The following is a 21,999-nucleotide window of genomic DNA, read 5'->3' as shown; positions in this document are numbered from 1 at the left end:
GAACCAGGGCACGTTTGCACAAGGAGACCGCCTGTGAGCATCCATCCCGATCTGCTGACCATCCTGGCCTGCCCCAAATGCAAGGGCGCGCTTACCGTTGTGGACAACGAGGCCGGCCTTTTCTGCCCGACCTGCGACATCGTGTTTCCGGTTCGCGACGACATTCCCATCATGCTGGTGGAAGAAGCCGTGGCCAAGGCCGACTGGGACGCCGGCAAGCGTTCGGCCAAGGACGACGCCGCCAAGTAACCACGTTCCGGGGACCCTCTCCCCGGACAGGGAGCGCTATGGCCAAACTGCACTGGACCCCGTGGATGGCCCTGGCCGAGATCGAGGGCCGCACCGAATGCGGCCTGGACCAGATCGCCCAGGGCAGCCGCGACTGCGCCCCGGTCTGGCAGCCTGCCGCCGATCTGGTCGAGACCGAGGACGCCTTTCGCGTCACCTTGGAGCTTCCGGGCGTGGCCCGGGAGGACGTGGCCGTGGAGGTGCGCGGCCGGGAACTGATCATCCAGGGCCTGCGCCGCTTCGAGAAAGACTGCCGGGGCGAGGTCTACCACGCCCTGGAACGCTCCTACGGCCCCTTTGCCCGGGTCTTCGAACTGCCCCAAGGGGTGTCCCGGGCCGACGTGACGGCCGTGATGAAGGACGGGCTGCTCGACGTGCGCCTGCCCAAGCTCGGCCCCGAACGCCTGCGCCGCCGCATCCCCATCAGCTGACGCCAGACCGCCAAACCGCTCCGCCAAGGAGGCTTGCCATGGGTCGCATCGCCCCGTGCACGAAGTCTTTTTCCCTTTTGCTTATGACCTGTTTCCTGGCGCTGGCCGCGCTGCCGGCCAGCGCCAGGGCCGCCTCCAATAGGGCGGCCCGCACCACGCCCGTGGTCACGGCCGTGGCCGCCGTGGCTCCGGCCGTGGTCAACATTACGGCGGCCAAGACCGTCCAGCGCCGGCCGAACATGGGGCCTTTTTTCGACGAGGAGTTCTTCCGCCAGTTCATGGGGCCAGGCGGCCTGCCGCGCCAGGAGACCCAGGAAAGCCTGGGGTCGGGCGTGATCATCGACGGCAAGGCCGGCCTTGTGCTGACAAACGCCCACGTCATCGCCGGCGGGGCCACCATCAAGGCCCGGCTCCAGGACGGCCGGGTCTTGGACGCCGCCCTGGTCGGCGCGGACGCCGACTTCGACGTGGCCGTGCTGCGCCTGTCCGGCGGCGGCAACCTGCCCCAGGCGGCCATGGGCGATTCGAGCGACATCATGATCGGCGAGACGGTCATCGCCATCGGCAATCCCTTTGGCTACGCCCACACCGTGACCACGGGCGTGGTCTCGGCCGTGGGCCGGTCCCTCAAGCACGAGGGCGGGGCCTACGCCGACCTCATCCAGACCGACGCGGCCATCAATCCCGGCAACAGCGGCGGCCCGCTGGTCAATCTGGCCGGCGAGGTCATCGGCATCGACATGGCCATCCAGGCCGGGGCCGAGGGCATCGGGTTCGCCATCCCCATCAACAAGGCCCGGCGGGTGGTGGCCCAGCTCGTCGAGGGCGGCCGGGTGACGCCGGCCTGGCTCGGGCTTTCCGGCCAGGACGTGGACGCCCGGGCGGCGCGGTATTTTGGACTCAACCGTCCCAAGGGGATGCTGGTGACCGAAGTGGCCCAGGGCTCGCCGGCCGACAAGGCCGGAATCAAGCCCGGGGATCTGATCCTGTCGGTCGGCGGGGCTGAACTCGACGACAAGGGGCAGTACCGGGGGGCGCTGGCCACCTCCACCGTGGGCGAGGCGTTGGCCCTGACCGTGCGCCGGGGCGAGCAGGAGCAGAAGATTTCGGTCGCGCCGGCCGCCTTTGGCGAGCGCGAGGCGGCCGGGCTGGCCGCTTCACGCTGGGGCCTGGGCGTGTCGTTCGGGCGCGGGGTGACGGTGGCCAGCGTGCGCCAGGGGTCGCCGGCGGCCCGCCTGGGCCTGGCCCCGGGCGACGTGTTGGTGCAGATCGGCGGCGAAAAGCTCGGCGGGCAGGCCGATTTCACCCGGGCGGTTTACGTCAATCGCTTAAACCGCACCATCCTCGTCATGATCGAGCGGGGCGGCCGGGGCTATTACGCCAAGATGGGCGTGGAATAGCCCGGCGCTCAGGAGCGAACACATGGATAACGCGACGGAAAGCGCCTCGCCGGACTGCCCGGTCATCCGCATCGCGGCGGCGGTCATCCTGGACGACGCCCAGCGCACGCTGCTCGTCCGCAAACGCGGAACCACGGCCTTCATGCAGGCCGGGGGGAAAATCGAGGCCGGCGAGGCTCCGACGGCCGCGCTGCGCCGGGAGTTGCGCGAGGAACTTGATCTGACATTCGATAGGGAGGCATCGCGGCACATGGGTCAGTTCACGGCCCCGGCGGCCAACGAATCCGGCTGTCTGGTGGAAGCCGAGGTTTATCATGTGTCCGCAGGCGGGGCGCTGGCCCCCCGGGCCGAGATCGAGGAGGCCGTCTGGGTGGACCCCTTTGCCCCGGGCGACTTGCCCCTGGCTCCGCTCACGCGGGATGCCGTCCTGCCCCTGGTCCGTAGGCTGCTCGCCGCCCAGGCGCGTTAGCGCCTTTCAACGCAGCCGCCGGGCATAGCGCTCCGGCAATCCCCGCTCAATGATCTTGCGGGCCGTGGCCTCGACATCGTAGGCCACGGCCCGGATTTCCAGCACGCCCGACTCGGTGTCGTAGAGCCCGTACTTGGCCCGGTTGTCGCCGTCGCGCGGCTGGCCCACCGACCCTACGTTGACGATATGGCGCGCCGCTGCCTCCAGCGGATTGTCCCCCACCGACAGCTCGAAACGGTCCACCTCGCGGCCGCGCAGGCTCGCCCCCTCCAGCATGTGGGTGTGGCCGACGAAGGACACGCGCTCGGGCGTGCGCAAAAAGGCCCGGCGCAGGGTCGTCTCGCCGGCCTCGAACAGATAGCTCGTGGTGTCGTTGGGTGGCAGCCCGTGGACCAGCCGGCAGCCGGCCACGGGCATGGAGGCCGGGTAGTTGGCGATGCGGGCCAGGGCGGCCGGGGAGAGGAGTTCACACGTTCGCGCGAGCGCTTCCCGGGCCTGGTCGTTGAGTCCCCGCCGCCGGGCCGGATCCACGGCCGCCCATTCGTGGTTGCCGCGCACGCTGGGAATGCCGCGCGCCGCGAGCACCTCCAGCACGGCCTCGGGATCGGGGCCGTAGCCGATGTTGTCGCCCAGGCTGGCGGTGATGCCTGGGCGGTGGGCGTCCAGGTCGGCCAGGACGGTGGTCAGGGCTTCGAGATTGCCGTGGATGTCGGCGAGCAGGGCCAGAAGCATGGGCAAATAGTGGCACGTCGCCGGGCGGCCGGCAAGGGCGGCCCCGCCAAAAAGACGGACGCGCCCCCGGGGCCTATCCACCCGGGAGCGCGTCATGTTCTTGGAGGGATGATGCGGGGGTTATGCGGAGGAGACGTTTGGGAGATTTGTGTGCCTTAGTTGAAATACTTGTTTTGCAGCCACTGCTTGATGGCGCCGGTGGGGGCGTAGACGCCCTTATTAAATCCCACCTCGGCCATGAAATCCTTGGCCAGATCCTCGGGGATCTCAAACGAGGCCAGTTCCACGCAGTCCTCGGAGTTGCGCCGCACCAGCGACAGCTTGGGTTCGCCGGTCCAGGTGTTGACCACGAAATACGTGGAAAAATCGTTCTTCGAGGTTACGGGCTTATGCTGGGCATGCCAGGAGTTGTTTCCCCATTCGAGATACAAAGTCACGGCGTCTTCCGGGGTCATGTCCCAATCGATGACGAGTCCGGACAGGTCGTGCTGCGTCTGCATGCGTATCCTCCAGGGCGCGGGTTTCGCGTGTTGTTGTCTGCAACCGATATGAGACAAATCTAATCCATTTTGTCCTCTGGTCAAGCAGGAAATGGCAAAATACTGGGACGAGGGCCGAAAATTAACCGTATCCTTCTAAGGATATTTATGAAAAATCTGGCTTCCAGGGTGACGCGGATCGGTCTATCTTGCCGGAGGAAGGCAATTGGGCCAACCTTGGTCCGGCCTTGGGCTGGAGGGGACGAGCGTCGGCTGCCCGCCACGGGTGGCCGGCGGGATCGCGGTAACGACGAACTGGTGGACCGAAGCGGGACTGCCGCGTCGGGGGAGGGTGAGGCGTGACGCATCCGAGACCGAGGGCGGGCAAGGGGCTGGCGGCCAGGCGTGGGGCGTTGGGTGGAGAGGCCGGCCGGCCGGCGTTGCGGCCGCGGCCGTGGGCAACGGTCCTGGCCCGGCTCCTTGGGGGGCTGTGTCTGGCCTGTATGGTCCTGGCTCCGGCGGCGGCCCTGGCCGTGGAACTCTCGCCGCCTGAGGCCCGCTACGTGGCTGAACGGGGTGTGGTCACCCTGTGCGTGGACCCGGACTGGCCGCCGTTTGAGACCATCGACGCCGCCGGCCGCCACGTCGGCATCGCCGCCGACCTGCTCGGGCTGGTGGCCGAGCGCACCGGCCTGCGCTTTACGCTTGTGCCCACCGCCTCCTGGGACGAAAGCCTTGAAGCGGCGCGCCAGGGCCGCTGCCGGGCGCTCAGCTTCCTTAACCGGACGCCCCAGCGCGAGCAGTGGCTTGCGTTTACCCGGCCGCTTTTAAGCGACGTCAACGTTTTTATCACCCGCGAGGAACATGCCTTCATTGCCGACCCGGGCCGGCTTGCCGGCGAGACCATTGTCTTTCCCTCGGGCACGGCCATGGAGGAACTGATCCGCCGGGACTACCCCAATCTCCACATCCTCACCACGGCCAGCGAGGACGAGGCCATGGCCATGGTGTCCGACCGCCAGGCGGACATGACCATGCGCTCGCTTATCGTCGCCGCCTACACCATCAAGAAGCGCGGACTGTTCAATCTCAAGATCGCCGGCCAGCTCCCGTACTATTCCAACAATCTGGGCCTGGGCGTTGTCGGCGACGACCGGACGCTGATTGATATCCTCAACAAGGGCATCGACACCATCACCACGGCCGAGCGGGCGGCCATCGAGAACCGGCACGTGTCCATCAACGTCCAGACCGTGACGGATTACGGGGCCTTGGCCAAGGTGCTGGGCGCGGTATTGGCCTTGGCCGCCCTGGGCGGGGCCTGGGCGATCAAGGTCAAGCGGCTCAACACGGCGCTGCGCCGGGAGATCGAGCGCCGGGAGGAGCTTGAGCGGATGCGCGAGGACGTGGAGCAGATCATCCGCCACGATCTGGTCACACCCCTGTCCGGGCTCATCGGCATTCCGGAGCTGCTGGAAACCGAGGAGAACCTCACGCCCCAGCAACGGGAGCTGTTGCGCCACGCCGCCACCTCCGGCCGGCGTATGTTGGCCACCATCCGCCTGGCCGGCGATCTGGCCCGGATGGAGAAAGGAACCTATCACGTCGCCAAGGCCGACTGCGACGTGCTTGGGATCATCCGGGACGCGCGGGTCAATCTGGACAAGCTTTTCGCGGTCAAGGGCCTGGCCTTCGCCGTGTCCCTGGACGGCCGGCCGGCCGGGGCCGAGGACCGCGCCCCGGCCCGGGGGGACGCCAACCTGCTGGGCAACCTGTTCGAAAATCTGCTGAAAAACGCGGCCGAGGCCTCGCCCCAGGGCGGGGAGGTCGCGGTCGACATACGACTTCCCGAGGGGATGGTCGCCGTGCGCAACCGGGGGCAGGTGTCGCCGGACATCGTGGACACGTTTTTCGAGAAGTACGTCACCCGGGGCAAGACCTTCGGGACCGGGCTTGGCACCTATTCGGCCCGGCTCATCGCCCGGGCCCACGGCGGCGACGCGGTCCTGGAGCTCGGCGAACCGGATCATGTCACGGTGCGGGTCTTGCTGCCGGGCCTCAAGGACGCGCGTTAAGGGCGGAAAATGCCGCCGGACGCCTCAAGGCGCGTGCCCCTGGCGTTTCGCCCCGGAACCAACATGAGCGTATTTTTTACGGATGACGCCGTGTTGTCGGTGGGCGTCCGTCAAGCAGGCTCGGTGCGCGTTTCGTGGACGCGTCTCTAGCCGCACAGCCTGCAGGCGGCCAGGGCGGCCTGGCCCCGGGCGGCCACGGTGTCGGGCACAAGCTCCCAGCCGTCAAAGCGCGTGAAGGCGGCCGGATCGGCGGCGGCCCGGGAAAGGGCGGCCAGCAAGGTCTTGGCGGGCTCGGGCTTGATACGCTCGATGGCCAGGGCGGCCAGCCCACGGGCCTCGGGGGAGCAGTCGCTAAGGGCGGCGGTCAGCTCCGGCAGCGCCCGGGCGGCCAGTTCCGGCGCGGCCTGGGCCAGCCGGGCGATGGCCCACCAGGCTCCCAGGCGCAGGGGCGCGTGGTCGATGAAGGTGCAGTCGCCCGCCATGTCCTGGACGTAGGAGATCAGGATGCGGTGGTAGTCGGCGGCAAGGGTCGGCGTGCGGGCCAGGGTTTCGCCCATGCACTGGGGGATGCCCCAGGCGATGTTGCCCGACTCCTCGTTGACCCGCCACATGAGGTTGCGCCAGACCTCCCGGGCGTCTTCCAGGCGAGAGGCGGCCATGTCGGCCATGGACGCGCCAAAGGCCACCACGGCCCGCCAGCCGATGACGGCCTCGGGACTAAGAAGCAGGGAGAACAGCGGCCCCTGGCGGTTAATCGGCGCGATGGGGGCCAGGGCGGCCAGGGCGGCCTCGGCGGTGGGCAGCGCAAGGGCGGCGCGGACGTCGGACATGAGGCGGCGGCGGGAGGGCATGGCGGCGCTCCGAAAACGCCTCGCCGACGCCATGGCGTCGGCGAGGCGGCAAGTGACCCGTGTCGAATCGTCGCCGGAAGCGGGCGGCGTTTTGCTGTCAACGCACCGAAACCATGGCCTGTTCGTGAACAAGGCCATGGGAGCTTTCAAGGGCGCGGCGTTAGGCCTTCAGGGCGGCTTCGATCTCGCGCACCATGTCGGGATGCGGCTCGTAACCGGTGGCCCGGGCCTGGGTGACCAACTCCTGGGCCTTGGCGAAATCGCCGCGTTCCATGGCCACCAGGGCCAGGTTGTTGATGGCCGGCCCGAACTGGGGTTCGATGGCCAGGGCCTTCTGGCTGAAGTTCTCGGCCGCTTCCAGCTTGCCCTGCATGAAAAGGGCGCTGCCCAGGGTGGCCAGGGCCTGGACGTACTTCTCGTCGATCTTAATCGCCCGGCGCAGGGCCTTTTCGGCCTTGTCGATCTCGCCGCGCTGCAGGTGGACAAAGCCGATGTTGCCGTAGGGCACGGCGAAAAGCGGCCGGGCCCGGCAGGCCTTCTCGTTCCATTCCAGGCAGGCGTCGAGGTCGCCCTTGTTCATGGCCAGGCCGCCGAGCTGCACGTAGCCCTCGGCCAGGCTCGGCGAACATTCCACGGCCTGGTGGAATTCCGCCTCGGCCTCGATCAGGCGTCCCTTGGCCACGTAGGCCGTGCCCAGGTTGTAGTGGGACACGCCGCAGCCGGGGTTCTGGGACAGGCGTTTTTTAAGCTCGTCGATGAATTCGTCGGGAGTGCGGGCGGTGTAATCCATGGATGATCCTTCTCGGCGTTATTTGGTTGGCCCCAGCTCGGCGTCGAGGCCTTCGCGGACCAGCAGTTCCTTGTACCATTTGCAAAAGCTGTACATGCCCCGGTGGCGTTCGGAGCCGGACATGACCCCGACGCACAGCTCCCAGGCCCCTTTGGCGAATTCTTCCGAGGCCCCGGGCACGGTGGTCAAGAATTCGGTCACGAGTTGCTGGCTGGTGCGGCGCGAGGCGTCCTCGCGCAGGTCCAGCGGGTCCATGGGCTCCTGGAAGGGGTCCCAGTTGTCGTAGCCGATCTTGTCGATGAACTTGCGGCGACGGGGTTTGACCTTGTCGTAGATGGCGCGCTTGAGTTCGGCCAGCTCTTCGGGACTGTGGGCCATGCGTCTCTCTCGTTTCTCAAAAATACGAACGTATCTTCAAGAGAAGTCATAGTTGTGGCGTGGTTCCGGCAAGATGCCGGGAGCGCGCCTCGTGGCGCGACGCTATTCCGCCTTGCCGCCGGACTCGCCGTCCGGGCCGGGCAGGACCCAGGACGTGCCGCCGGTGCAGGAGGAACAAGCCGGTGAGCCGGCCTGTTCGCCGCAGGAGCCGCAAGCCGAACCGCCCGGGGCCGGAGCAAAGGGATCGGAGGCAGCCGCCCATTTGGTTTCCTGTTCGTGGAGCTTGACCATTTCTTCCTCGGTCAAAAGGCCCAGGAACTCGTCGTCGAAATCCGTGACCAGGGCAAAGGACACCGGCACGAGCATTTCGGCCATCAGCGGCAGCTTGGTGGGGATGGAGGCCACCAGCTCCTGGGACAGGGCCACGAGTTTGTCCTGGAGTTTTTCGATCTTGACCGTGGGATAGCGGCCGCCCGGGGTGAAGCCGGCGGCGCCGCAGGTACGGGCCTCGCCGGAAATCTCCAGGGGCACGCCGTAGAGCCGGCAGGTGAGGGGGCGGCTTTTGTAGAGGATGCAACGGTCGTCGTCGCCCAGAAGCGGGCAGCGGATGCGCTCGCGGGCGATGCTTTCGAGGATCTCGCGGGTGGACACGCCCTGCTCGTCGGCCCGAAAGGCCTTGCGCTTGAGCTTGGCGGCGTCGCGGTCGGCGGCGTTGGCCCGCTCCAGCACGGCGTCGCGGGCCGGGCCGGGCGGGAAGGCTTCGTTGAATTTGCGGTTGAGGTACAGGGCCTCGATAAAAGTCAGGTCGAACAGGGCATGGCAGCAATCGCTGCACCCTTCGCCGCAGCTGACCATGTCCGGGCACAGGGACGCGACCTTGGCAAAGGCGGCGTCGGCTTCGGCGGCAATGGCTTCATAGCGGGCAAAGGCGGGGGAAAAATCCAACTGCATCGGCGGACTCCGGCGGCCGGGGCCAGCGCCGCGCCTCCCCGGTGTCCGGCGGAGGGTCGGGCGGCCCGGGCTCAAGACGGCAACGGGAGCGGGACTTTCGCCCGCTCCCGTTGCCGGTTGATATTGCTATGCTTTGCTACTGCTCTTCGACGATGATGGCTTTCTGGTCGCACACCTCGACGCAGGATTCGCAGCCCAGGCATTCTTCCATGTTGACGGCCACGGCCTTGCCGTCCCGCATCTCATAAACTTCCACCGGACACACGTCCACGCATTCGCCGTCGCCAATGCATTTTTGCGTGTCGACAATGACGCGATATCCCATAAGCACCTCCGCTTCCCACTTCGTATGAAAAAAATTTTGTTGTCATGACGAAGGGTTAGTCAGGCATGGCAGACACGACCCAGAAGGATCAGGCAGGCTTACCGTCGCGTCCGTCCCGTGTCAAGGCGGCGCGAACCGGCCGGCCCCGGCAGCGGGGCTGCCGTGACTTTTTTCTGTATTGTGGGGGCTCCTGTCGGAGTCTTGTCGTGGGGCGTAACCGGCACGCCCTTGGTTCGTCTTGGTATCATGCTGAAAAGAGGACGTTTTTTTTATTAAAAAGGGGCTAAAGTTCCTGTTGGGAAATGCCGAAAAGCGTGATGAAGCCGTAGTTTAACCTTTTGACGCAGGGATGCCTGAAAGCCAGGGAAGGCCATGGGCAAGCTAACCTATCTTCGACCGCGCCGCGGCGATATCCAACCGGTTCTGGTGCTGCTCACCTCGCACAGGCTCGATTGCTTCCTCGTCTGCATCCGTTGTCTGGAGCGCTACACCGACTGTTCCCGGTTCAAGCGCATCTACATTGTGGCTAACGCCTTGGCCCCGGAACACTTGGCCATGGCCAAGGGCTTCGTGGCCCGCCACGCCAACGCCGTGCTCCTGGAACGCGGGCCGCGCGGCTTGGTTCCGGCCGTGCTGGAGGCCCAAAACGAGATCTACGCCGCCCACATCGACGACGTCATCATCAAGATCGACGAAGACCTGTTCGTCACCCCTCACTGGCTCGAACACTTGATCGACGGCTACCTCGACCACGCCGAACGTCCCGACGTGCCGCTGGTCATGCCGCTTGTGCCCATAAGCCCGCCCGGACGCCACGTCCTCAACCGCTTCCTGCGCCTGTCCTACCCCTCCGAACGCCACATGTTCGTCGGACCGCCCATCGAGGAAAACTGGGTTTACCATCGCTGGATGTGGGAGAAGCTCGTCCACGAGAATCTGGCCGAGGTCTACCTGCGCGACGCGCCGCCCAAGTATGCCTACGTGGGCTACCTCACCATCAACTGCGTGATTTTTGACCAGCGTATGATGCGGCTTGTGCTGCCGTTCCCCACCACCAAGGTGGCCGGCCAGACCACCACCGACGAGAAGGCCGTCAACCTTGCCCTGGCCGCGGGCCACATGAAGGTGGCCGTGCTCGGGCGCAGCCTGGCCCATCACTACAGCTTCTCCAAGTGCGAGGACTACCTGCGCTCCCACATGCCGCTTGAGCGGGTGTGGCGGTTCATGCAGGGCCTGCCCGACGCGCCGGTGGTCGCGCCGCGCCGACGCTGGCCGGTCGTGCCCGGGGAGCTGAGGCTCCTCAAGGTGGGCGGGTAGCGGCCCGCTCAGTCCGCCTCGGTCCGGGAGTTGCCGGACTAGCCCTGGCAGGATAACGTCTTAAAAACGCGCACGGCGCGGGAATGGTCCCGGCGTCGGGCGCGTTTTGTCGTTAGCGACAACGGCCCGGCGGCGGGCGCGGGAGATGCATGGACGCGACAACCTACCCCGACCGGCAGGCCATCTATCCCGTGGCCGGCCACGACAAGCTGGTGTTCCTGGAAAACGTGGTCAAAAACCCCAACATCCAGGTCGGACGCTATACCTATTTCGACGTCACCGGCACGCCCGGCCAACGCGCCGAGGATTTCGAACACCAAAACGTCCTTTACCACTTCGATTTCATCGGCGACAAACTGCTTATCGGCGCGTTTTGCGCCATCGGCAGCGGCGTGCGTTTCCTCATGAACGGGGCCAACCACGCCATGGACGGCATTTCCACCTATCCCTTCGCCATCTTCCGCCACGGCTGGGAAAAAGCCGGCCTGCCCGACGGCCATCGCGGCGACACCGTGGTCGGCAACGACGTCTGGCTGGGCTTTGGGTCCCTCATCCTGCCGGGCAAGCGCATCGGCGACGGCGCGGTGGTGGCGGCCGGCAGCGTGGTCACCAAGGACGTGCCGCCCTATGCCGTGGTCGGCGGCAACCCGGCCCGGATCATTCGGCAACGGTTCCCCGAGGACGTGGTGGCCCGCCTGCTCGCCCTGGCCTGGTGGGACTGGCCCATCGACAAGATCAGCCGCCACGTGGCCCTGCTCGCCGCCGGCGACGTGGACGCCCTGGAACGGGTGTAGGTGGGGCGAGGCGGGGGAGGAGCGAAGAGGGGGAGAAGATGCCTCCGGCGGCTGGGGGTCTGAGGCCCCCAGACCCCCCGCATGGGAGAAGGGTTAAAGGTTTTGGGCGCAGGGCGGCTCTCCGGACGAGGGGCGCAGCGGGATGAAACGTCGGCTGGCGACGATGCAGAAGGAGCGGGGCGGATGCGGTCTATCGGAAAGTACGCGATTCACGGGGTGCTCGGACGCGGCGGCATGGGCGCGGTGTTTCGGGCCTCCATGCCGGTCATCGGCCGCATGGCGGCGCTCAAGCTCCTGCGGCCCAACGAACTGACCCTGGGCCTGTGGGGCGAGGAGCGGGTGCGGCGGCTTTTCCGCGACGAGGCAGCCCTGCTCGGCGGGCTGCGCCACAAAAACCTCGTCGACGTCTTCGACTATGACGAGTCCGGGCCGTGGCCCTTTTTCGTCATGGAGTACTACGGCGAATCCCTGGGCTCCATCATCGGCGAAACTTACCGGGTGGAGGCCAAAAGCCGCCGCCTGCCCGTGCCCCGGGCCTGCTCCTACGCCGCCCAGCTCCTGGAAGGCCTGGCCCGGCTGCACTACGCCGGCATCGTCCACCGCGACGTCAAGCCCTTCAACTTGCTGGTCAGCGAGGGCGACGTGCTCAAAATCACCGACCTTGGGCTGTCCAAGGTGCGCGGCGAGGCGTTCGGCGGTCCGTCCAACGTCAAGGTCGGCTCGCCGTACTATGCCGCCCCGGAGCAGGAGGACGACCCGGAGCGCGCCGACGCCCGTGCCGACCTCTATGCCGTGGGCGTGACCCTTTTTCGGATGCTCACCGGTTGCCTGCCCGAATGGGGCGAGTGGGCCGCTTCGCAACGCGTGCCGGAGCTGGGCGACGATTTCGACGGACTATTGGCCTGCGCCCTGGCCGAGAACCCGGCCGGCCGCTTTGCCGACGCCCGGTCCATGGCCGAGGCCCTGGACGCGGCTTTGGCCGCCTGGCGGCGGCGCATGGACGGGGTGTGCGCCGCCGCGCCCGAATCGCTGTGTCCGCGTTGCGTGCCGGACGGCGCGGCCGCGCCCCGTAGCGAGCCGGCCATGGTCGATGCCCGGGCGGCCCGGGCCGCCTTAAGCCTGGACGAACTCTGGCGGCCCCTGGCCTACTGGCCGGGGCGGCTTGCGGACACGGGAGGCGGGGTGGTGCTGGACGGGGCCACGGGGCTTTGCTGGGCGCGCCAGGCCGCGCCCTACGCCGTGACCTGGCCGGCGGCGGCGGCCTATGTGGCGGCCCTCAACGCCGCCCGGTTTGGCGGCTTTGCCGACTGGCGGCTGCCCACCGTCCCCGAGCTTATGACGCTGTTATCCCCAGAACCCGTGGGCGAGGGCTATTGCCAGCCGGCGGCACTGTCCCAGCCCGTGCGCCGGGTCTGGAGCGCTGATCGGGCCAATTACGTTTCGGCCTGGGTGGCCGATGTGGAGCTGGGCTACTTGGCCAAGGCGGACTTCTGCTGTCCGGCCGCGGCCCGAGCCGTGCGCGGGGCGTGAGGTGCTGCCGGAAACTCCACCGGGCACTGCTCCTTGGTCGGCAGTCGATGGCCGGTGAGACGCTTGTAGAGGAACTCTTCCACCGGCTTGCCGCCGAGTTTTTCCAGCGGGATCTCGGCCCGGGCCGCGCCCCGGTGGCCGCCGGCCGAGCCGATGTCGCCGAAAAGTTTGGCCGCCATGTGGCCCATGTTGCGGCCGATGCCGTCGCCGCGAAAGACCACCACCACCATGCCCTTGACCACCGCCGCTAGCATGTTCCACGACAGGCCGTGGACCCGGGTGAAAAAATCCGCCAGCATGACCAGGATGTCCGGACTCTCCAGGACGTCCATGTAGACGAAAAGCCCGCGCACGCCCACGAAGCGCATTTTGCGAAACGCCTTGGAGAAAAATTTCAGCCAGCGGCGATGGTATTCGCTGGAGATGATCTTGCGCACAAGCACCATGTCGGCGTGCTTGGTCAGCGCGCTAAAGGCCCGCACGTCGGCTTCGATGAAGTGGCGCTCGAAGCTCTGGGTGTCGGTCTTGATGCCGTAAACCAGCGCCGTGGCCAGGAGCTTGCCCGGCCGGATGCGCAGCCCCCGCAGGTATTCGGCCATGATCGAGCTCACCGAGCCGTAGTCCGGCCGGATGTCGCAATATTCGGCCTTGCAGGGCTGCTCGGGCAGGACGGGATGGTGGTCGATGACGATGGAATAGTGCCGCCCGGCGAAGGCAGGATGGTGGTGGGGCTGGGAATCCACCATGGCGAAGCGGTTGTAGGCGGCGCACAGGCCCGGCTCGAAGGGGACCGATGGGATGCGCAAAAACCGCATCATGGCCAGGTTGTCGGGCCGCTTGACCTCGTTGACGTGGGCGATGCCCACGGTCTCGGCCCGGTAGGCCATGATGCGCCGCAGGGCCATGGCCGAGGCCAGGGCGTCGGGGTCAGCGTTAATAAGGATCAGCCAGCGATCGCCCCGGCCGATGGCCTGGTTGAGGTCGGCCCCGGCCTGGGACATGGTGCGAGATGGGCTCATGCGGCGTTTCCCTTGAGCTGGATGGACAGTCCGGCGGCGACCAGGCGCACGTCGTGGGCGGCGGCGGCCACGGCCTGGTTCAGCGCGCCAAGGGCATCGACAAACCGGCGCGTGGCCGGGTCGGCGGCGATGGGGCCAAGGCCCGTTTCGCTGCTGACCACCACCAATCGCGGGCCGTCCGGGGCGGCGTAGGGGGCAAGTCCCCGGGCCAGCCGGACGCGACGGTCCGCATCATCGCCATGACAGGCAAAAAGCCAAAAGTCCAGGCTGTCCAGCAGCACCGTGCCGCCGTGGGCCGATTCCCGGGCCAGGACGTCCATGGCCTCGGCCCCGGTCTCGATGACGGCCAGCTGCGGATCGCGGGCGCGCTTGTGGGCCAGGATGCGTTCCCGGAAGGCGACGTCCAGGGCCTTGCCCGTGACCACCACCCTGCGCGGGGCCGGACCCTGGGCCAAAAGCTCCTCGCCCAGGGCCGATTTCCCCGAGCGCACGCCGCCCAAGACGAGCTGGATCACGCCGCGCCACCGCAGGCCGGAGGTGTCGCGCCCGAGGCGATGGCTTCCACACAGGCCAGACCTTCGACCAGATGCATGGGGGCGAAGATTTCCAGCACCACGGTCTGGGGCGAGAGATTGTTAAACATCCAGACCAGCTCGTCGCGGCCTTCGGGCGACAGGCAGGTCAGGGTGCGGTGCAGGTGGCTGCGGCCCTTGGGCGGCCCTTCGGGGCCAAAGGGTGAATAGATGTGGAGCATCCGGGCGCGCGTCGCCAGTTCCGGGTCGTCCTTGGGCAGCTTGTGGCCCATGGCCAGCATATGCCCCAGGTCCAGGCACAGGCCGCAGCCGTTGGCCTTGGCCAGGGCCAGGGTTTCGGCCGGGGACACGGCGTCGGTGTTTTCCAGCAGCAGGGCGGCCGGATCAAAGCCGGCGGCGGTGTAGGCGGCCACAAAGTCCTTGAGCCTGGCCGGGTCGGTGGGCGGATGGAGCACGTAGGCCCAGGGCGACAGGTGGGCGGTCATGGCCAGCAGCCGCTCCATGACGGCAAAGGCGGTTTCGCCGCCCAGGCTCCAGGGCAGGTCCAGGGGCAGATGGAGGTGATAGACAAGGCCGTAGGGCTTCTGGGGCAGATCCTCCGGGCCGTAGGCCAGGCAGGCGTGGAGCTCCAGCAGATACAGGCCGACCTCGGGCACGGTGCGGGCCAGGCGGCGACAATTGACCAGGGCGGTTTCGGGCCACACGCAGCTCGGCGCGGCGATGCGCCAGGAGAACGGAGACTTGCTTTTTGCGAACATTTGGAAATTCTAGGATATAAAAGTTACAGGTTAAGGCTTGAGGGTTTTGCCCGCCGGGAGTATGGAATGCGGGTTGCCGGCACGAGGCGTTCCCCGTCTGGCCGGCCAGGTTCCCGAAGTGAGTGTAGTATGCGACAACTTCGTGATTTCGTGCAGCATTTTTTTAATCCGCTGCATGTCTACTGTAGGCTCAAAGACCTTGGCGTCAAGGCGCCGGCAGCCCACCGTTTCACGCGGGCCTACGAGCGCCTGCTGTGGCGCCACATCTGGTAGGCCTTACTTTCCGAAAAGTCCAAGCTGTTTGGCTTCCCGCACGGTGTGGGCCCGCAGGGCCAGCTGGCGCACCCCGCCAAGGGGCAGGGCGTCCAGAAAGCGCGACCGCTTGAGCCTGAGCTTGCGGCCGTAGAGTTCCCGGCGCAGGGCGTGGGACAGGTAGAGCCGGCTTTTGGCCCGGGTCAGCCCCACGTAAAAAAGCCGTCGTTCTTCGTCCTCGTCCATGCGTCCGGCCGGATGGCCGGGCTTGCCGCTCAGGAAATCCGAGCCGGCAAAGGGCAGCAGTCCGTCTTCCAGGGCCGGCAGGAACACCGCCCCGAATTCCAGCCCCTTGGCCGCGTGGATGGACATGATCCGCACCTTCTCGGCCCTCGCCCCCACCAGCTCCAGCTCGTTTTGGGCGGCCACGTAGGCCAAAAGCCCCTGCCAGCCGCCATGGGCCTCGTAGGCCCGGCACAGCTCGCGAAACGGCCCTCCCTGCCAGAAAAGCGCGTCAAAGGGCAGAATGCCCTCCAAAAAGGCGGTCAGCCCGGCCGGGCCTTTTTCCAGCAGCCGCTCGGGGATGTCCGGCGGCGTGCCGGCCGTTTCCGGGGCCGGGATGCCGTAGGGCAGGCCGGCGGCAGCGAGCAGCAGCCGCACCCGGGGTTCGTTGAAAAAGGCCTCGGCCTCGGGCACGGACACCGGCAGCCCCACCCGGGACAGGGCCTGGCGCAGGGGGCCGATGAGCCCGGAAAAGCGCACCAGCACGGCGATGTCGCCCGGGGCGAGGTGCTTTTCCGAGAAGTCGCGGGAAAGCGTCAGGGACGAGCCGCCCACAAGCCCGGACAGGCGCTGGGCCACCCAGTCCGCCTCGGCTGCCGCCGTGGGCGCTTCGTAAAGCTCGATGCGGCAATGGGCCTGCACCTCCGGCCCGGCCCGGGAGGCCAGGGCCGCGCGGCCCCGGAACACCCCGGCGGCCAGGGTCAGCAACGGGGCGGCCGAGCGGAAGTTGTCGGATAGCGCGATCTCCGTGAGATCGGGCCAAAAGGCCCGCAGGGCCTCCCGCACGCCGCCGGTTGCGCCGCGAAAACCGTAGATGGACTGGTCCGGGTCGCCGATGGCGAAAAGGCTGGCCCGGTCGCGGCCGCACACGGCGGCGATAAGCGCCAGTTGCAAGGGGGTGAGGTCCTGGACCTCGTCCACCAGCACATGGGTCCAGGCCGGACGCGAGCGGCCCGAGGCGATGGCGGCCAGCCAGCCTTCCAGCAGATCGGTGAAATCGGACAGCCTCGCCTGGCGCTTGGCCTCGGCGTAGCGGGCGGCGTAGAGGCCCGGGCCGGCCATGCCCTGGGGCGTGAGCACGGGCGGGGCCATTTTCTCCCGGGCCAGGGACAGTTCCTGCCAGGCGCTCTTGGCCCGGGACCGGGGCAGTTCGGGATTGGCCAGATCAAACAGCCGCCTGGCGGAATCTTCCGAGAGCACCACGGGCTCGCTGCCGCCGGCCTCGGCCAGGGCGGCCAGGGCCAGGGCGTGAAGGGTGTCGGCCCGGGGGATGTCGCCGCCGGCGTCGTCGCGGGCAAGCCGTTCGCGCAGTTGGGCGGCGGCCCGGCGGGTGAAGGTGACGGCCAAAATCTTGTCGGCGGCCACGCCGTGGGAGAGCAGTTCGCGGATGCGGGCTAAAAGCGTATGGGTCTTGCCGGTGCCAGGGCCGGCCACGGTCAGCACGTGGCGGGCGGCGGTTTCGGCGGCGCGCTTTTGATCCGGGGTGAGGCCGCGCGGCAGCGGCGCGGCGGGGGCGGCGGCGCGGGCCAGGGATGGGGCAGGGGGAGGTTCGGCCGGGGCGTCGCCGTCGGGGCCGGCGGCGTCGGCCTCCCGGGCGGCCGGCCGGGCCATGGGCGCGCCGGCCCGGAAGCGGCCGGCCTTGAGCTCCCGGCGCTCCTCGTCGGAAAACACGGTGATGCGGCCGTACTGGCCATCGTAGCCGGCCTGGCGCGACACCTGGCCCTGGCGCATGCGGCGCACGGCCTCGCCCAGGGCCGGATGGACCCGGCGCAGGTCTTCCACGGGCGCGTCGCGAAGGATGGCGATTTCCGTGCCGAAGCGGGCGAAAAGCGTAGTCAGGAGATTTTTGACCTTGCCGGTCTTGGGCCCAACGCCCAGCACCTCGCCGGCCACTTCGTCCAGGGGGATAAGCGAGGTGAAGCCCGGCGCGCCGTCCGGGCGCGCCGGCGTCTCCCGGTCGGCCAGCTCCAGGACGCGGTGCAGCACGCCCAGGGTCAGCGGCTTGCCGCACTTGGGGCACAGGCAGCCCAGGGCCTTGGCCTGGGCCGGCTCCATGGCCACGCCGCAGTCGCGGTGGCCGTCGAGGTGGTATTTGCCTTCCTCGGGGAAAAATTCCACCGTGCCGGCAAAGGCCGTCTCGCCGGCCTTGCCGCGCAAGGCGTCGAAGATGCCGGCGTAGGAGGCCGGGCCGGTGAAGAGGTTGCATTCCCGGCCGAGTTTTTCGCCGGAATGGGCGTCGGAGTTGGAGATGAGCCGGATACGGTCCAGGGCCGAGAGCGTCCAGTTCATGTCCGGGTCCGAGGACAGGCCCGTTTCCATGGCGAAGATTTCCCGCGACAGCGAGCCGAAGCATTCCTCGATGGAATCGAAGCCGGACTTGGAACCGAAAAGCGAAAACCAGGGCGTCCAGATATGGGCCGGCACGAGGAAACACAGGGGGTCGGTTTCCAGGGTCAGTTCCAGCAGATGGCGGCTGTCCAGGCCCAGGATGGGCCGACCGTCGGAGGTCAGGTTGCCGACCTTGGCCAGCTTGGCGTTTAAGCGCTCGGCCGCCTCGAAGCTTGGGGCGTAGAGCAGGTTGTGGACTTTGCGGACCTTGCCGCCGCGCTTGTAGATGGAACTGATCTCGGCCGAGAGCAGAAACCGGGTCGAACCGGCGAAGCGCGTTTCGGGCAGCCAGGGGATTTCCTGGGCCAGTCCGGCCGGGTCGGTGAGATGCAGCAGCCCGTCGTCGCCGGGAGCCAGCGCCTCCTTGAGTTCCTCCAGCCAGCCGGGGTGGGTGAAGTCGCCGGTGGCGACCACATCCAGGCCTTTGACTTCGCCCCAGGCGGCGAGGCAGCGGGGGGTGAGGCCTTTGCTGGTGGCCCGGGAATGGCGGGAGTGGATGTGCAGATCGGCGAGAAAGGACATGGGGGAAAGGTACAAGGATCGGCGGCCTGCGGCAAGGGGCGGCGGGGGCTGTGGGGAGCCTTTGCGGCGGCGTTTGGGTGACGCCGGTGACAACGGCGGGAGGCCGGCGTGGACCATGGCGGCGTCGGCCAGCCAGGAGCGGCTGTGGCCGCCGGGCACTGGAGGAGGCCAGGGGACGCGGCTTGGAGCGTCATGACAAAGGAAACGTCCTCACCTGTTCCCTGGCCGCCAGGACCGGAAGTGCCTTAGGCGCTGTTTAGAGCGTCATAAAGGAATCGTCGTCGCTCTTGATAATTGCACGGCAAAGGCGCCATCGACGACGCAGGCTCTTAATTGCGGCACATAGGTGGCCACATGCGCGCTTTTCAGGTGCGCATCCAGGGCCTGTTGCGAGCTCCAGCGCTCAATGGTGAGGAAGGTGTCTTCGTCGATGAACGACTCGTATTGCTCGCACCCTTCCTCGTGCGCGGCATACGTGTGTGCAGGATGTTCGCGACCTTTCTGAGCCTCTCGTACGCATTCTCCAGAATGGTCGCCTTGACGATCGCGATGATCATAAGCGTTCCTCTCGTTGTTCCAAGGGGGCCGAAGCCTTTTGGAATTTTCCGCTGTAACGAGCTGACGCCGCAGTGGCGCGGCGGAGCATGGGGCTCCCACAGACGGTTTCAGCGCCCCGTCTCCCCTTCGCACCATTCCTGCGCCAGGGCCTGGGCTTCTTCCGCGAAGGCCTGCCTGTCCTCGGCGGTTGAGGATTCACTGAGCCCGACGGCCCGGATGAATCGCGGCGGCTCCATGCCGTACGCCTTCATGAAGAACGCATACTGCTCGGTCAGGTATTGGTACGCGTCTTCCCCCTGGCCCTGGGAGAAGATGAGCAGGGCTTTCTTGCCCGGGGGCAGCCGGCAGGGATCGGGACGGCCGAAGAAGTTCGGCTTCAAAAAGGAGAACGTACGGTCGAGGAAGGTCTTAAATTGCCCGGATACGTTGTGGTAGTAGACCGGGGAGGCCATGACCAGGACGTCGGCCCCGTGGATGGCGTCGAGCACCTCGGTGAGATCGTCCCGCAGGACGCAGTGTTCGAGGGTTTCCTTGCAGGCCATGCAGCCCTGGCATCCCCTGAACCCCATGGTGTTGAGGTGATAGGTGAAAACCTCGGCCCCCAGCGACTGCGCCTTCTCCGAGAACACCCGGGCGATGGAACTGGAGTTGCCCTTTCTTCTGGGGCTTCCCAAAATGGTGATGACCTTCATTTTACCCTTCTTGATGTTTAGATTTCGAAATCTTTCGAATTAAAGGCCCAAAAAAACTACCCGTCCAGGAGTGCGCGCAGGGCTTTGACGGCGTTGTCGTCCACCCAGAACAGCATGTCTTTGCCGTCTCGTTTCATGTGGATGAGGCCTGCCTGCCGCAATTCCTTGAAATGGTGGGAGACGGTGGATGGCGCAAGGCCAAGGCGCTCGGCGAATTCCCGCTGGCAATTGCTGAAGTTCTCGACCGGCCCCGTGACGATCTGGCCGGCCCAGCAAGTGGAAAGGGTCTTGAAGATGCGGAGACGATGCGGGTTGGAAAGGGCCTTGAACATGCGGGCCGCGTCTTCCAGTTCCTGCTCGCTGCGTTCCGGCGCAGTGTTCGACATGTTTCGAACTATAGAGGACTCGCCCGGGGGTGTCAACAGGCTTGCCGCCGCGCAACCACGGCAATACGCCGCCAACGCTCACTCGCCGTGGTCGCGCGGCGGTGGGCTTGAGCGTGCCGCCCGGCGTGGCCGCAATGCCTCGGCCGTCAGTGTTTGGTGCAAAAAAAAACGGGGGGACGCTTTCGCGTCCCCCCGGAGCAATCGGATCGATTGCGCGGACTGCTTATTTGGCGGAGTCGCCGGAAGCAGCGCCGTGCATCTTGATCTCGACCTTCTCGGTCAGACCTTCGTAGTACTCGCGCAGGATCACGAGGACTTCGTCACGGCCGAAGTGGTCGGGGATCTCGCCGCCCTCGGACAGCATCTTGCGCAGCTTGGTGCCGGACAGGATGACGCGGTCTTCCTTGGTGTGCGGGCAGGTGCGCAGGGAGGCCATGCCGTCGCACTTGTAGCAGTAGAAGGTCCAGTCGATCTTCAGGGGCTCGCACAGCAGATCCTGGCCGGGCTTGCCGCCCTTGGGGATGCGGTCGAAGATTTCCTGGGCTTCGAACATGCCGTAGAAGTCGCCGACGCCGGCGTGGTCACGGCCGATGATCATCTTGTTGACGCCGTAGTTCTGGCGGAAGGTGGCGTGGAGCAGGCCTTCGCGGGGACCGGCGTAACGCATGTCGAGGGGGTAGCCGCCCTGGATGACGTTCTTTTCCACGAAGTAGTACTTGCACAGGGTGTCAATGCACTTCACGCGGACTTCGGCCGGGATGTCGCCGGGCTTCAGGTTGCCGATCAGCGAGTGGATGATGACGCCGTCGCAAACTTCGATGGCGATCTTGCACAGGTACTCGTGCGAACGGTGCATGGGGTTGCGCAGCTGCAGAGCGGCGACGGTGCCCCATCCGCGCTCGTCGAACATGGCGCGGGTTTCGGCCGGACGCAGGTACACGCCCTTGTACTTGGTCGGGTACTCGCCTTCGGACAGCACGTTGACCGGGCCGGCCAGGCAGACGTCCTTGCGCTCCATGACCATCTTGACGCCCGGATGGTCGTCAAGAGCGATCTTCCAGAACTTGTCGTCGGCGGAGTCGTCGCCGGCGCCCTTGTAGACCAGCTCGGATTCCCACTTCTTGTCGGCTTCGGTCAGCTCGTACTTCTCGGTGACCTTCATGGTGGCGTAGATTTCGCCGTTGCGCTCGAGGGTGATTTCCTCGCCCTCTTTGATGCCGGCGGCTTCTTCCTTGGTCACCGCCAGGACGACCGGGACGGGCCAGAAGGTGCCGTCGGCCAGGGTCATCTTCTCAACGGAGCTCTTCCAGTCGGCCTTGGTCATGAAGCCGTCCAGCGGCGAGAAGCCGCCGATGCCGATCATGATCAGGTCGCCCTTTTCCTGGGCGGTGATCTGCACTTTCTTGAGGCCGGCGGCCTTCTTCAGTTCGGCTTCCTTGGCAGCGCCTTCCATCAGACGGATGACCAGGCCTTTGCCTCCATGCGGCGGAACCAATTTGGACATGTAAAGCCTCCTTACCGGTGATTTTGTTAAAGTTTCCGCGTTTCAACGGGGGCCGGCGATTTTCCGGAACCGGTTGTCCCCATGAGTGGGCTCCTTCATACACCAGCCCCCAGGGAATACCAAGTGAAAAATGTGTCAAAGGACACGAAAATGTCCCCGTACCACTCGCCGGCAGGCGGATTTTTTGTCCGGCCCCGACCGTTCCCGGGACGCGTTTCCTGCGCCGCATTGACCTTGGACACGGCTTCCTTTATGACGCGGTTCGATCAATCGCGCGCTTCTCTCAAAGGCACCC

The 21,999-nt window shown here is 66.7% G+C and carries 24 protein-coding genes; 9 read left to right on the top strand and 15 right to left on the bottom strand.

What is annotated here, in order from left to right; all coding sequences use genetic code 11:
- Positions 1-33 precede the first annotated feature (33 nt).
- From DMR_RS18655 to DMR_RS18640, 4 genes are read left to right on the top strand one after another with little or no spacing between them, the layout of a single operon-like run.
- Positions 34-249 carry a Trm112 family protein gene (locus DMR_RS18655; protein WP_006919253.1) on the top strand — a complete coding sequence of 72 codons (216 nt, stop codon included), beginning with the start codon at positions 34-36 and terminating at the stop codon, positions 247-249.
- Between the two features lie 38 nt (positions 250-287).
- Positions 288-719: an Hsp20/alpha crystallin family protein gene (locus DMR_RS18650; RefSeq protein WP_015862596.1), complete on the top strand. Its 432-nt coding sequence runs from the start codon at positions 288-290 to the stop codon at positions 717-719.
- Between the two features lie 38 nt (positions 720-757).
- A complete protein-coding gene (locus DMR_RS18645) occupies positions 758-2,119 on the top strand; it encodes a trypsin-like peptidase domain-containing protein (protein WP_015862595.1) in 1,362 nt (453 codons plus the stop codon).
- A gap of 22 nt (positions 2,120-2,141) precedes the next feature.
- Positions 2,142-2,588: an NUDIX hydrolase gene (locus tag DMR_RS18640; protein ID WP_015862594.1), complete on the top strand. Its 447-nt coding sequence runs from the start codon at positions 2,142-2,144 to the stop codon at positions 2,586-2,588.
- Between the two features lie 6 nt (positions 2,589-2,594).
- Here DMR_RS18640 and DMR_RS18635 read toward each other — a convergent pair whose 3' ends face one another.
- A complete protein-coding gene (locus DMR_RS18635) occupies positions 2,595-3,320 on the bottom strand; it encodes a metallophosphoesterase family protein (RefSeq protein WP_015862593.1) in 726 nt (241 codons plus the stop codon).
- A 155-nt stretch (positions 3,321-3,475) separates the two neighbouring features.
- Entirely contained in the window at positions 3,476-3,820 is a 345-nt protein-coding gene (locus tag DMR_RS18630) for a DVU0772 family protein (RefSeq protein ID WP_006919257.1), read from the bottom strand.
- Positions 3,821-4,158: 338 nt separating this feature from the next.
- On the opposite strand from DMR_RS18630, the gene DMR_RS22555 reads away from it, so the two are divergent.
- Positions 4,159-5,874: a transporter substrate-binding domain-containing protein gene (locus DMR_RS22555; RefSeq protein WP_015862592.1), complete on the top strand. Its 1,716-nt coding sequence runs from the start codon at positions 4,159-4,161 to the stop codon at positions 5,872-5,874.
- Between the two features lie 146 nt (positions 5,875-6,020).
- Here DMR_RS22555 and DMR_RS18620 read toward each other — a convergent pair whose 3' ends face one another.
- The 5 genes from DMR_RS18620 to DMR_RS18600 all read right to left on the bottom strand — a co-directional run bounded on the left by DMR_RS18620 (position 6,021) and on the right by DMR_RS18600 (position 9,169).
- Positions 6,021-6,725: a DVU0298 family protein gene (locus DMR_RS18620; RefSeq protein ID WP_015862591.1), complete on the bottom strand. Its 705-nt coding sequence runs from the start codon at positions 6,723-6,725 to the stop codon at positions 6,021-6,023.
- A gap of 160 nt (positions 6,726-6,885) precedes the next feature.
- Positions 6,886-7,515 carry a tetratricopeptide repeat protein gene (locus tag DMR_RS18615; RefSeq protein ID WP_015862590.1) on the bottom strand — a complete coding sequence of 210 codons (630 nt, stop codon included), beginning with the start codon at positions 7,513-7,515 and terminating at the stop codon, positions 6,886-6,888.
- Positions 7,516-7,533: 18 nt separating this feature from the next.
- Complete coding sequence (locus tag DMR_RS18610; RefSeq protein ID WP_015862589.1) at positions 7,534-7,893, bottom strand: hypothetical protein; 360 nt, start codon at positions 7,891-7,893, stop codon at positions 7,534-7,536.
- A 102-nt stretch (positions 7,894-7,995) separates the two neighbouring features.
- A complete protein-coding gene (locus tag DMR_RS18605) occupies positions 7,996-8,844 on the bottom strand; it encodes a YkgJ family cysteine cluster protein (RefSeq protein ID WP_015862588.1) in 849 nt (282 codons plus the stop codon).
- A 136-nt stretch (positions 8,845-8,980) separates the two neighbouring features.
- Positions 8,981-9,169 carry a ferredoxin gene (locus DMR_RS18600; protein WP_006919264.1) on the bottom strand — a complete coding sequence of 63 codons (189 nt, stop codon included), beginning with the start codon at positions 9,167-9,169 and terminating at the stop codon, positions 8,981-8,983.
- Between the two features lie 372 nt (positions 9,170-9,541).
- Here DMR_RS18600 and DMR_RS18595 point away from each other — a divergent pair, with 372 nt between their 5' ends.
- The 3 genes from DMR_RS18595 to DMR_RS18585 all read left to right on the top strand — a co-directional run bounded on the left by DMR_RS18595 (position 9,542) and on the right by DMR_RS18585 (position 12,810).
- Positions 9,542-10,486, top strand: coding sequence for a glycosyltransferase family 2 protein (locus DMR_RS18595; RefSeq protein ID WP_015862587.1), 945 nt, complete (start codon positions 9,542-9,544; stop codon positions 10,484-10,486).
- A gap of 149 nt (positions 10,487-10,635) precedes the next feature.
- Positions 10,636-11,280 (top strand): CatB-related O-acetyltransferase, encoded by a 645-nt coding sequence (locus tag DMR_RS18590; protein ID WP_015862586.1) that lies wholly within the window; start codon positions 10,636-10,638, stop codon positions 11,278-11,280.
- Between the two features lie 183 nt (positions 11,281-11,463).
- Positions 11,464-12,810 (top strand): protein kinase domain-containing protein, encoded by a 1,347-nt coding sequence (locus DMR_RS18585; protein ID WP_043601102.1) that lies wholly within the window; start codon positions 11,464-11,466, stop codon positions 12,808-12,810.
- Here DMR_RS18585 and DMR_RS18580 read toward each other — a convergent pair.
- From DMR_RS18580 to cbiR, 3 genes are read right to left on the bottom strand one after another with little or no spacing between them, the layout of a single operon-like run.
- On the bottom strand, positions 12,750-13,829 hold the full coding sequence (locus DMR_RS18580; protein WP_015862584.1) for a DHH family phosphoesterase: 1,080 nt from the start codon (positions 13,827-13,829) through the stop codon (positions 12,750-12,752). The genes DMR_RS18585 and DMR_RS18580 overlap by 61 nt on opposite strands.
- Positions 13,826-14,344, bottom strand: a complete 519-nt coding sequence (locus DMR_RS18575) for a bifunctional adenosylcobinamide kinase/adenosylcobinamide-phosphate guanylyltransferase (RefSeq protein WP_015862583.1) — start codon at positions 14,342-14,344, stop codon at positions 13,826-13,828. Before DMR_RS18575 ends, DMR_RS18580 begins: the two co-directional genes overlap by 4 nt.
- Positions 14,341-15,120, bottom strand: a complete 780-nt coding sequence (gene cbiR, locus DMR_RS18570; RefSeq protein WP_015862582.1) for a cobamide remodeling phosphodiesterase CbiR — start codon at positions 15,118-15,120, stop codon at positions 14,341-14,343. The genes DMR_RS18575 and cbiR overlap by 4 nt, the downstream gene beginning before the upstream one ends.
- 129 nt (positions 15,121-15,249) lie before the next feature.
- On the opposite strand from cbiR, the gene DMR_RS25110 reads away from it, so the two are divergent.
- Positions 15,250-15,393, top strand: coding sequence for a hypothetical protein (locus tag DMR_RS25110; protein ID WP_165352056.1), 144 nt, complete (start codon positions 15,250-15,252; stop codon positions 15,391-15,393).
- 3 nt (positions 15,394-15,396) lie between these two features.
- Here DMR_RS25110 and DMR_RS18565 read toward each other — a convergent pair whose 3' ends face one another.
- The 5 genes from DMR_RS18565 to sat form a co-directional block, all read right to left on the bottom strand.
- Entirely contained in the window at positions 15,397-18,564 is a 3,168-nt protein-coding gene (locus DMR_RS18565) for a UvrD-helicase domain-containing protein (protein WP_015862581.1), read from the bottom strand.
- Positions 18,565-18,828: 264 nt separating this feature from the next.
- Positions 18,829-19,257, bottom strand: a complete 429-nt coding sequence (locus DMR_RS25820) for a putative quinol monooxygenase (protein WP_407636330.1) — start codon at positions 19,255-19,257, stop codon at positions 18,829-18,831.
- Positions 19,230-19,814, bottom strand: a complete 585-nt coding sequence (locus DMR_RS18560) for a flavodoxin family protein (RefSeq protein ID WP_015862580.1) — start codon at positions 19,812-19,814, stop codon at positions 19,230-19,232. Before DMR_RS18560 ends, DMR_RS25820 begins: the two co-directional genes overlap by 28 nt.
- A gap of 56 nt (positions 19,815-19,870) precedes the next feature.
- A complete protein-coding gene (locus DMR_RS18555) occupies positions 19,871-20,200 on the bottom strand; it encodes an ArsR/SmtB family transcription factor (protein WP_015862579.1) in 330 nt (109 codons plus the stop codon).
- A gap of 223 nt (positions 20,201-20,423) precedes the next feature.
- Positions 20,424-21,704, bottom strand: coding sequence for a sulfate adenylyltransferase (gene sat / locus DMR_RS18550; RefSeq protein ID WP_015862578.1), 1,281 nt, complete (start codon positions 21,702-21,704; stop codon positions 20,424-20,426).
- Between the last annotated feature and the right edge of the window lie 295 nt (positions 21,705-21,999).

The organism is Solidesulfovibrio magneticus RS-1 (assembly GCF_000010665.1).
GTDB classification, from domain to species: Bacteria; Desulfobacterota; Desulfovibrionia; order Desulfovibrionales; family Desulfovibrionaceae; genus Solidesulfovibrio; species Solidesulfovibrio magneticus.
The sequence above is the reverse complement of the archived record's forward strand: the minus strand, read 5'-3'. Positions and strand labels throughout refer to the sequence as shown.

Coding starts and splice junctions, on each gene's coding strand:
- DMR_RS18645 (WP_015862595.1), top strand. CDS start 758: ATGGGTCGCATCGCCCCGTGCACGAAGTCTTTTTCCCTTTTGCTTATG.
- DMR_RS18565 (WP_015862581.1), bottom strand. CDS start 18,564: ATGTCCTTTCTCGCCGATCTGCACATCCACTCCCGCCATTCCCGGGCC.
- DMR_RS18560 (WP_015862580.1), bottom strand. CDS start 19,814: ATGAAGGTCATCACCATTTTGGGAAGCCCCAGAAGAAAGGGCAACTCC.
- DMR_RS18600 (WP_006919264.1), bottom strand. CDS start 9,169: ATGGGATATCGCGTCATTGTCGACACGCAAAAATGCATTGGCGACGGC.
- DMR_RS18630 (WP_006919257.1), bottom strand. CDS start 3,820: ATGCAGACGCAGCACGACCTGTCCGGACTCGTCATCGATTGGGACATG.
- DMR_RS25820 (WP_407636330.1), bottom strand. CDS start 19,257: ATGGTGCGAAGGGGAGACGGGGCGCTGAAACCGTCTGTGGGAGCCCCA.
- DMR_RS18610 (WP_015862589.1), bottom strand. CDS start 7,893: ATGGCCCACAGTCCCGAAGAGCTGGCCGAACTCAAGCGCGCCATCTAC.
- DMR_RS18605 (WP_015862588.1), bottom strand. CDS start 8,844: ATGCAGTTGGATTTTTCCCCCGCCTTTGCCCGCTATGAAGCCATTGCC.
- sat (WP_015862578.1), bottom strand. CDS start 21,704: ATGTCCAAATTGGTTCCGCCGCATGGAGGCAAAGGCCTGGTCATCCGT.
- DMR_RS25110 (WP_165352056.1), top strand. CDS start 15,250: ATGCGACAACTTCGTGATTTCGTGCAGCATTTTTTTAATCCGCTGCAT.
- DMR_RS18650 (WP_015862596.1), top strand. CDS start 288: ATGGCCAAACTGCACTGGACCCCGTGGATGGCCCTGGCCGAGATCGAG.
- DMR_RS18620 (WP_015862591.1), bottom strand. CDS start 6,725: ATGCCCTCCCGCCGCCGCCTCATGTCCGACGTCCGCGCCGCCCTTGCG.
- DMR_RS18585 (WP_043601102.1), top strand. CDS start 11,464: ATGCGGTCTATCGGAAAGTACGCGATTCACGGGGTGCTCGGACGCGGC.
- DMR_RS18615 (WP_015862590.1), bottom strand. CDS start 7,515: ATGGATTACACCGCCCGCACTCCCGACGAATTCATCGACGAGCTTAAA.
- DMR_RS18635 (WP_015862593.1), bottom strand. CDS start 3,320: ATGCTTCTGGCCCTGCTCGCCGACATCCACGGCAATCTCGAAGCCCTG.
- DMR_RS18595 (WP_015862587.1), top strand. CDS start 9,542: ATGGGCAAGCTAACCTATCTTCGACCGCGCCGCGGCGATATCCAACCG.
- DMR_RS18555 (WP_015862579.1), bottom strand. CDS start 20,200: ATGTCGAACACTGCGCCGGAACGCAGCGAGCAGGAACTGGAAGACGCG.
- DMR_RS18640 (WP_015862594.1), top strand. CDS start 2,142: ATGGATAACGCGACGGAAAGCGCCTCGCCGGACTGCCCGGTCATCCGC.
- DMR_RS18580 (WP_015862584.1), bottom strand. CDS start 13,829: ATGAGCCCATCTCGCACCATGTCCCAGGCCGGGGCCGACCTCAACCAG.
- DMR_RS18590 (WP_015862586.1), top strand. CDS start 10,636: ATGGACGCGACAACCTACCCCGACCGGCAGGCCATCTATCCCGTGGCC.
- cbiR (WP_015862582.1), bottom strand. CDS start 15,120: ATGTTCGCAAAAAGCAAGTCTCCGTTCTCCTGGCGCATCGCCGCGCCG.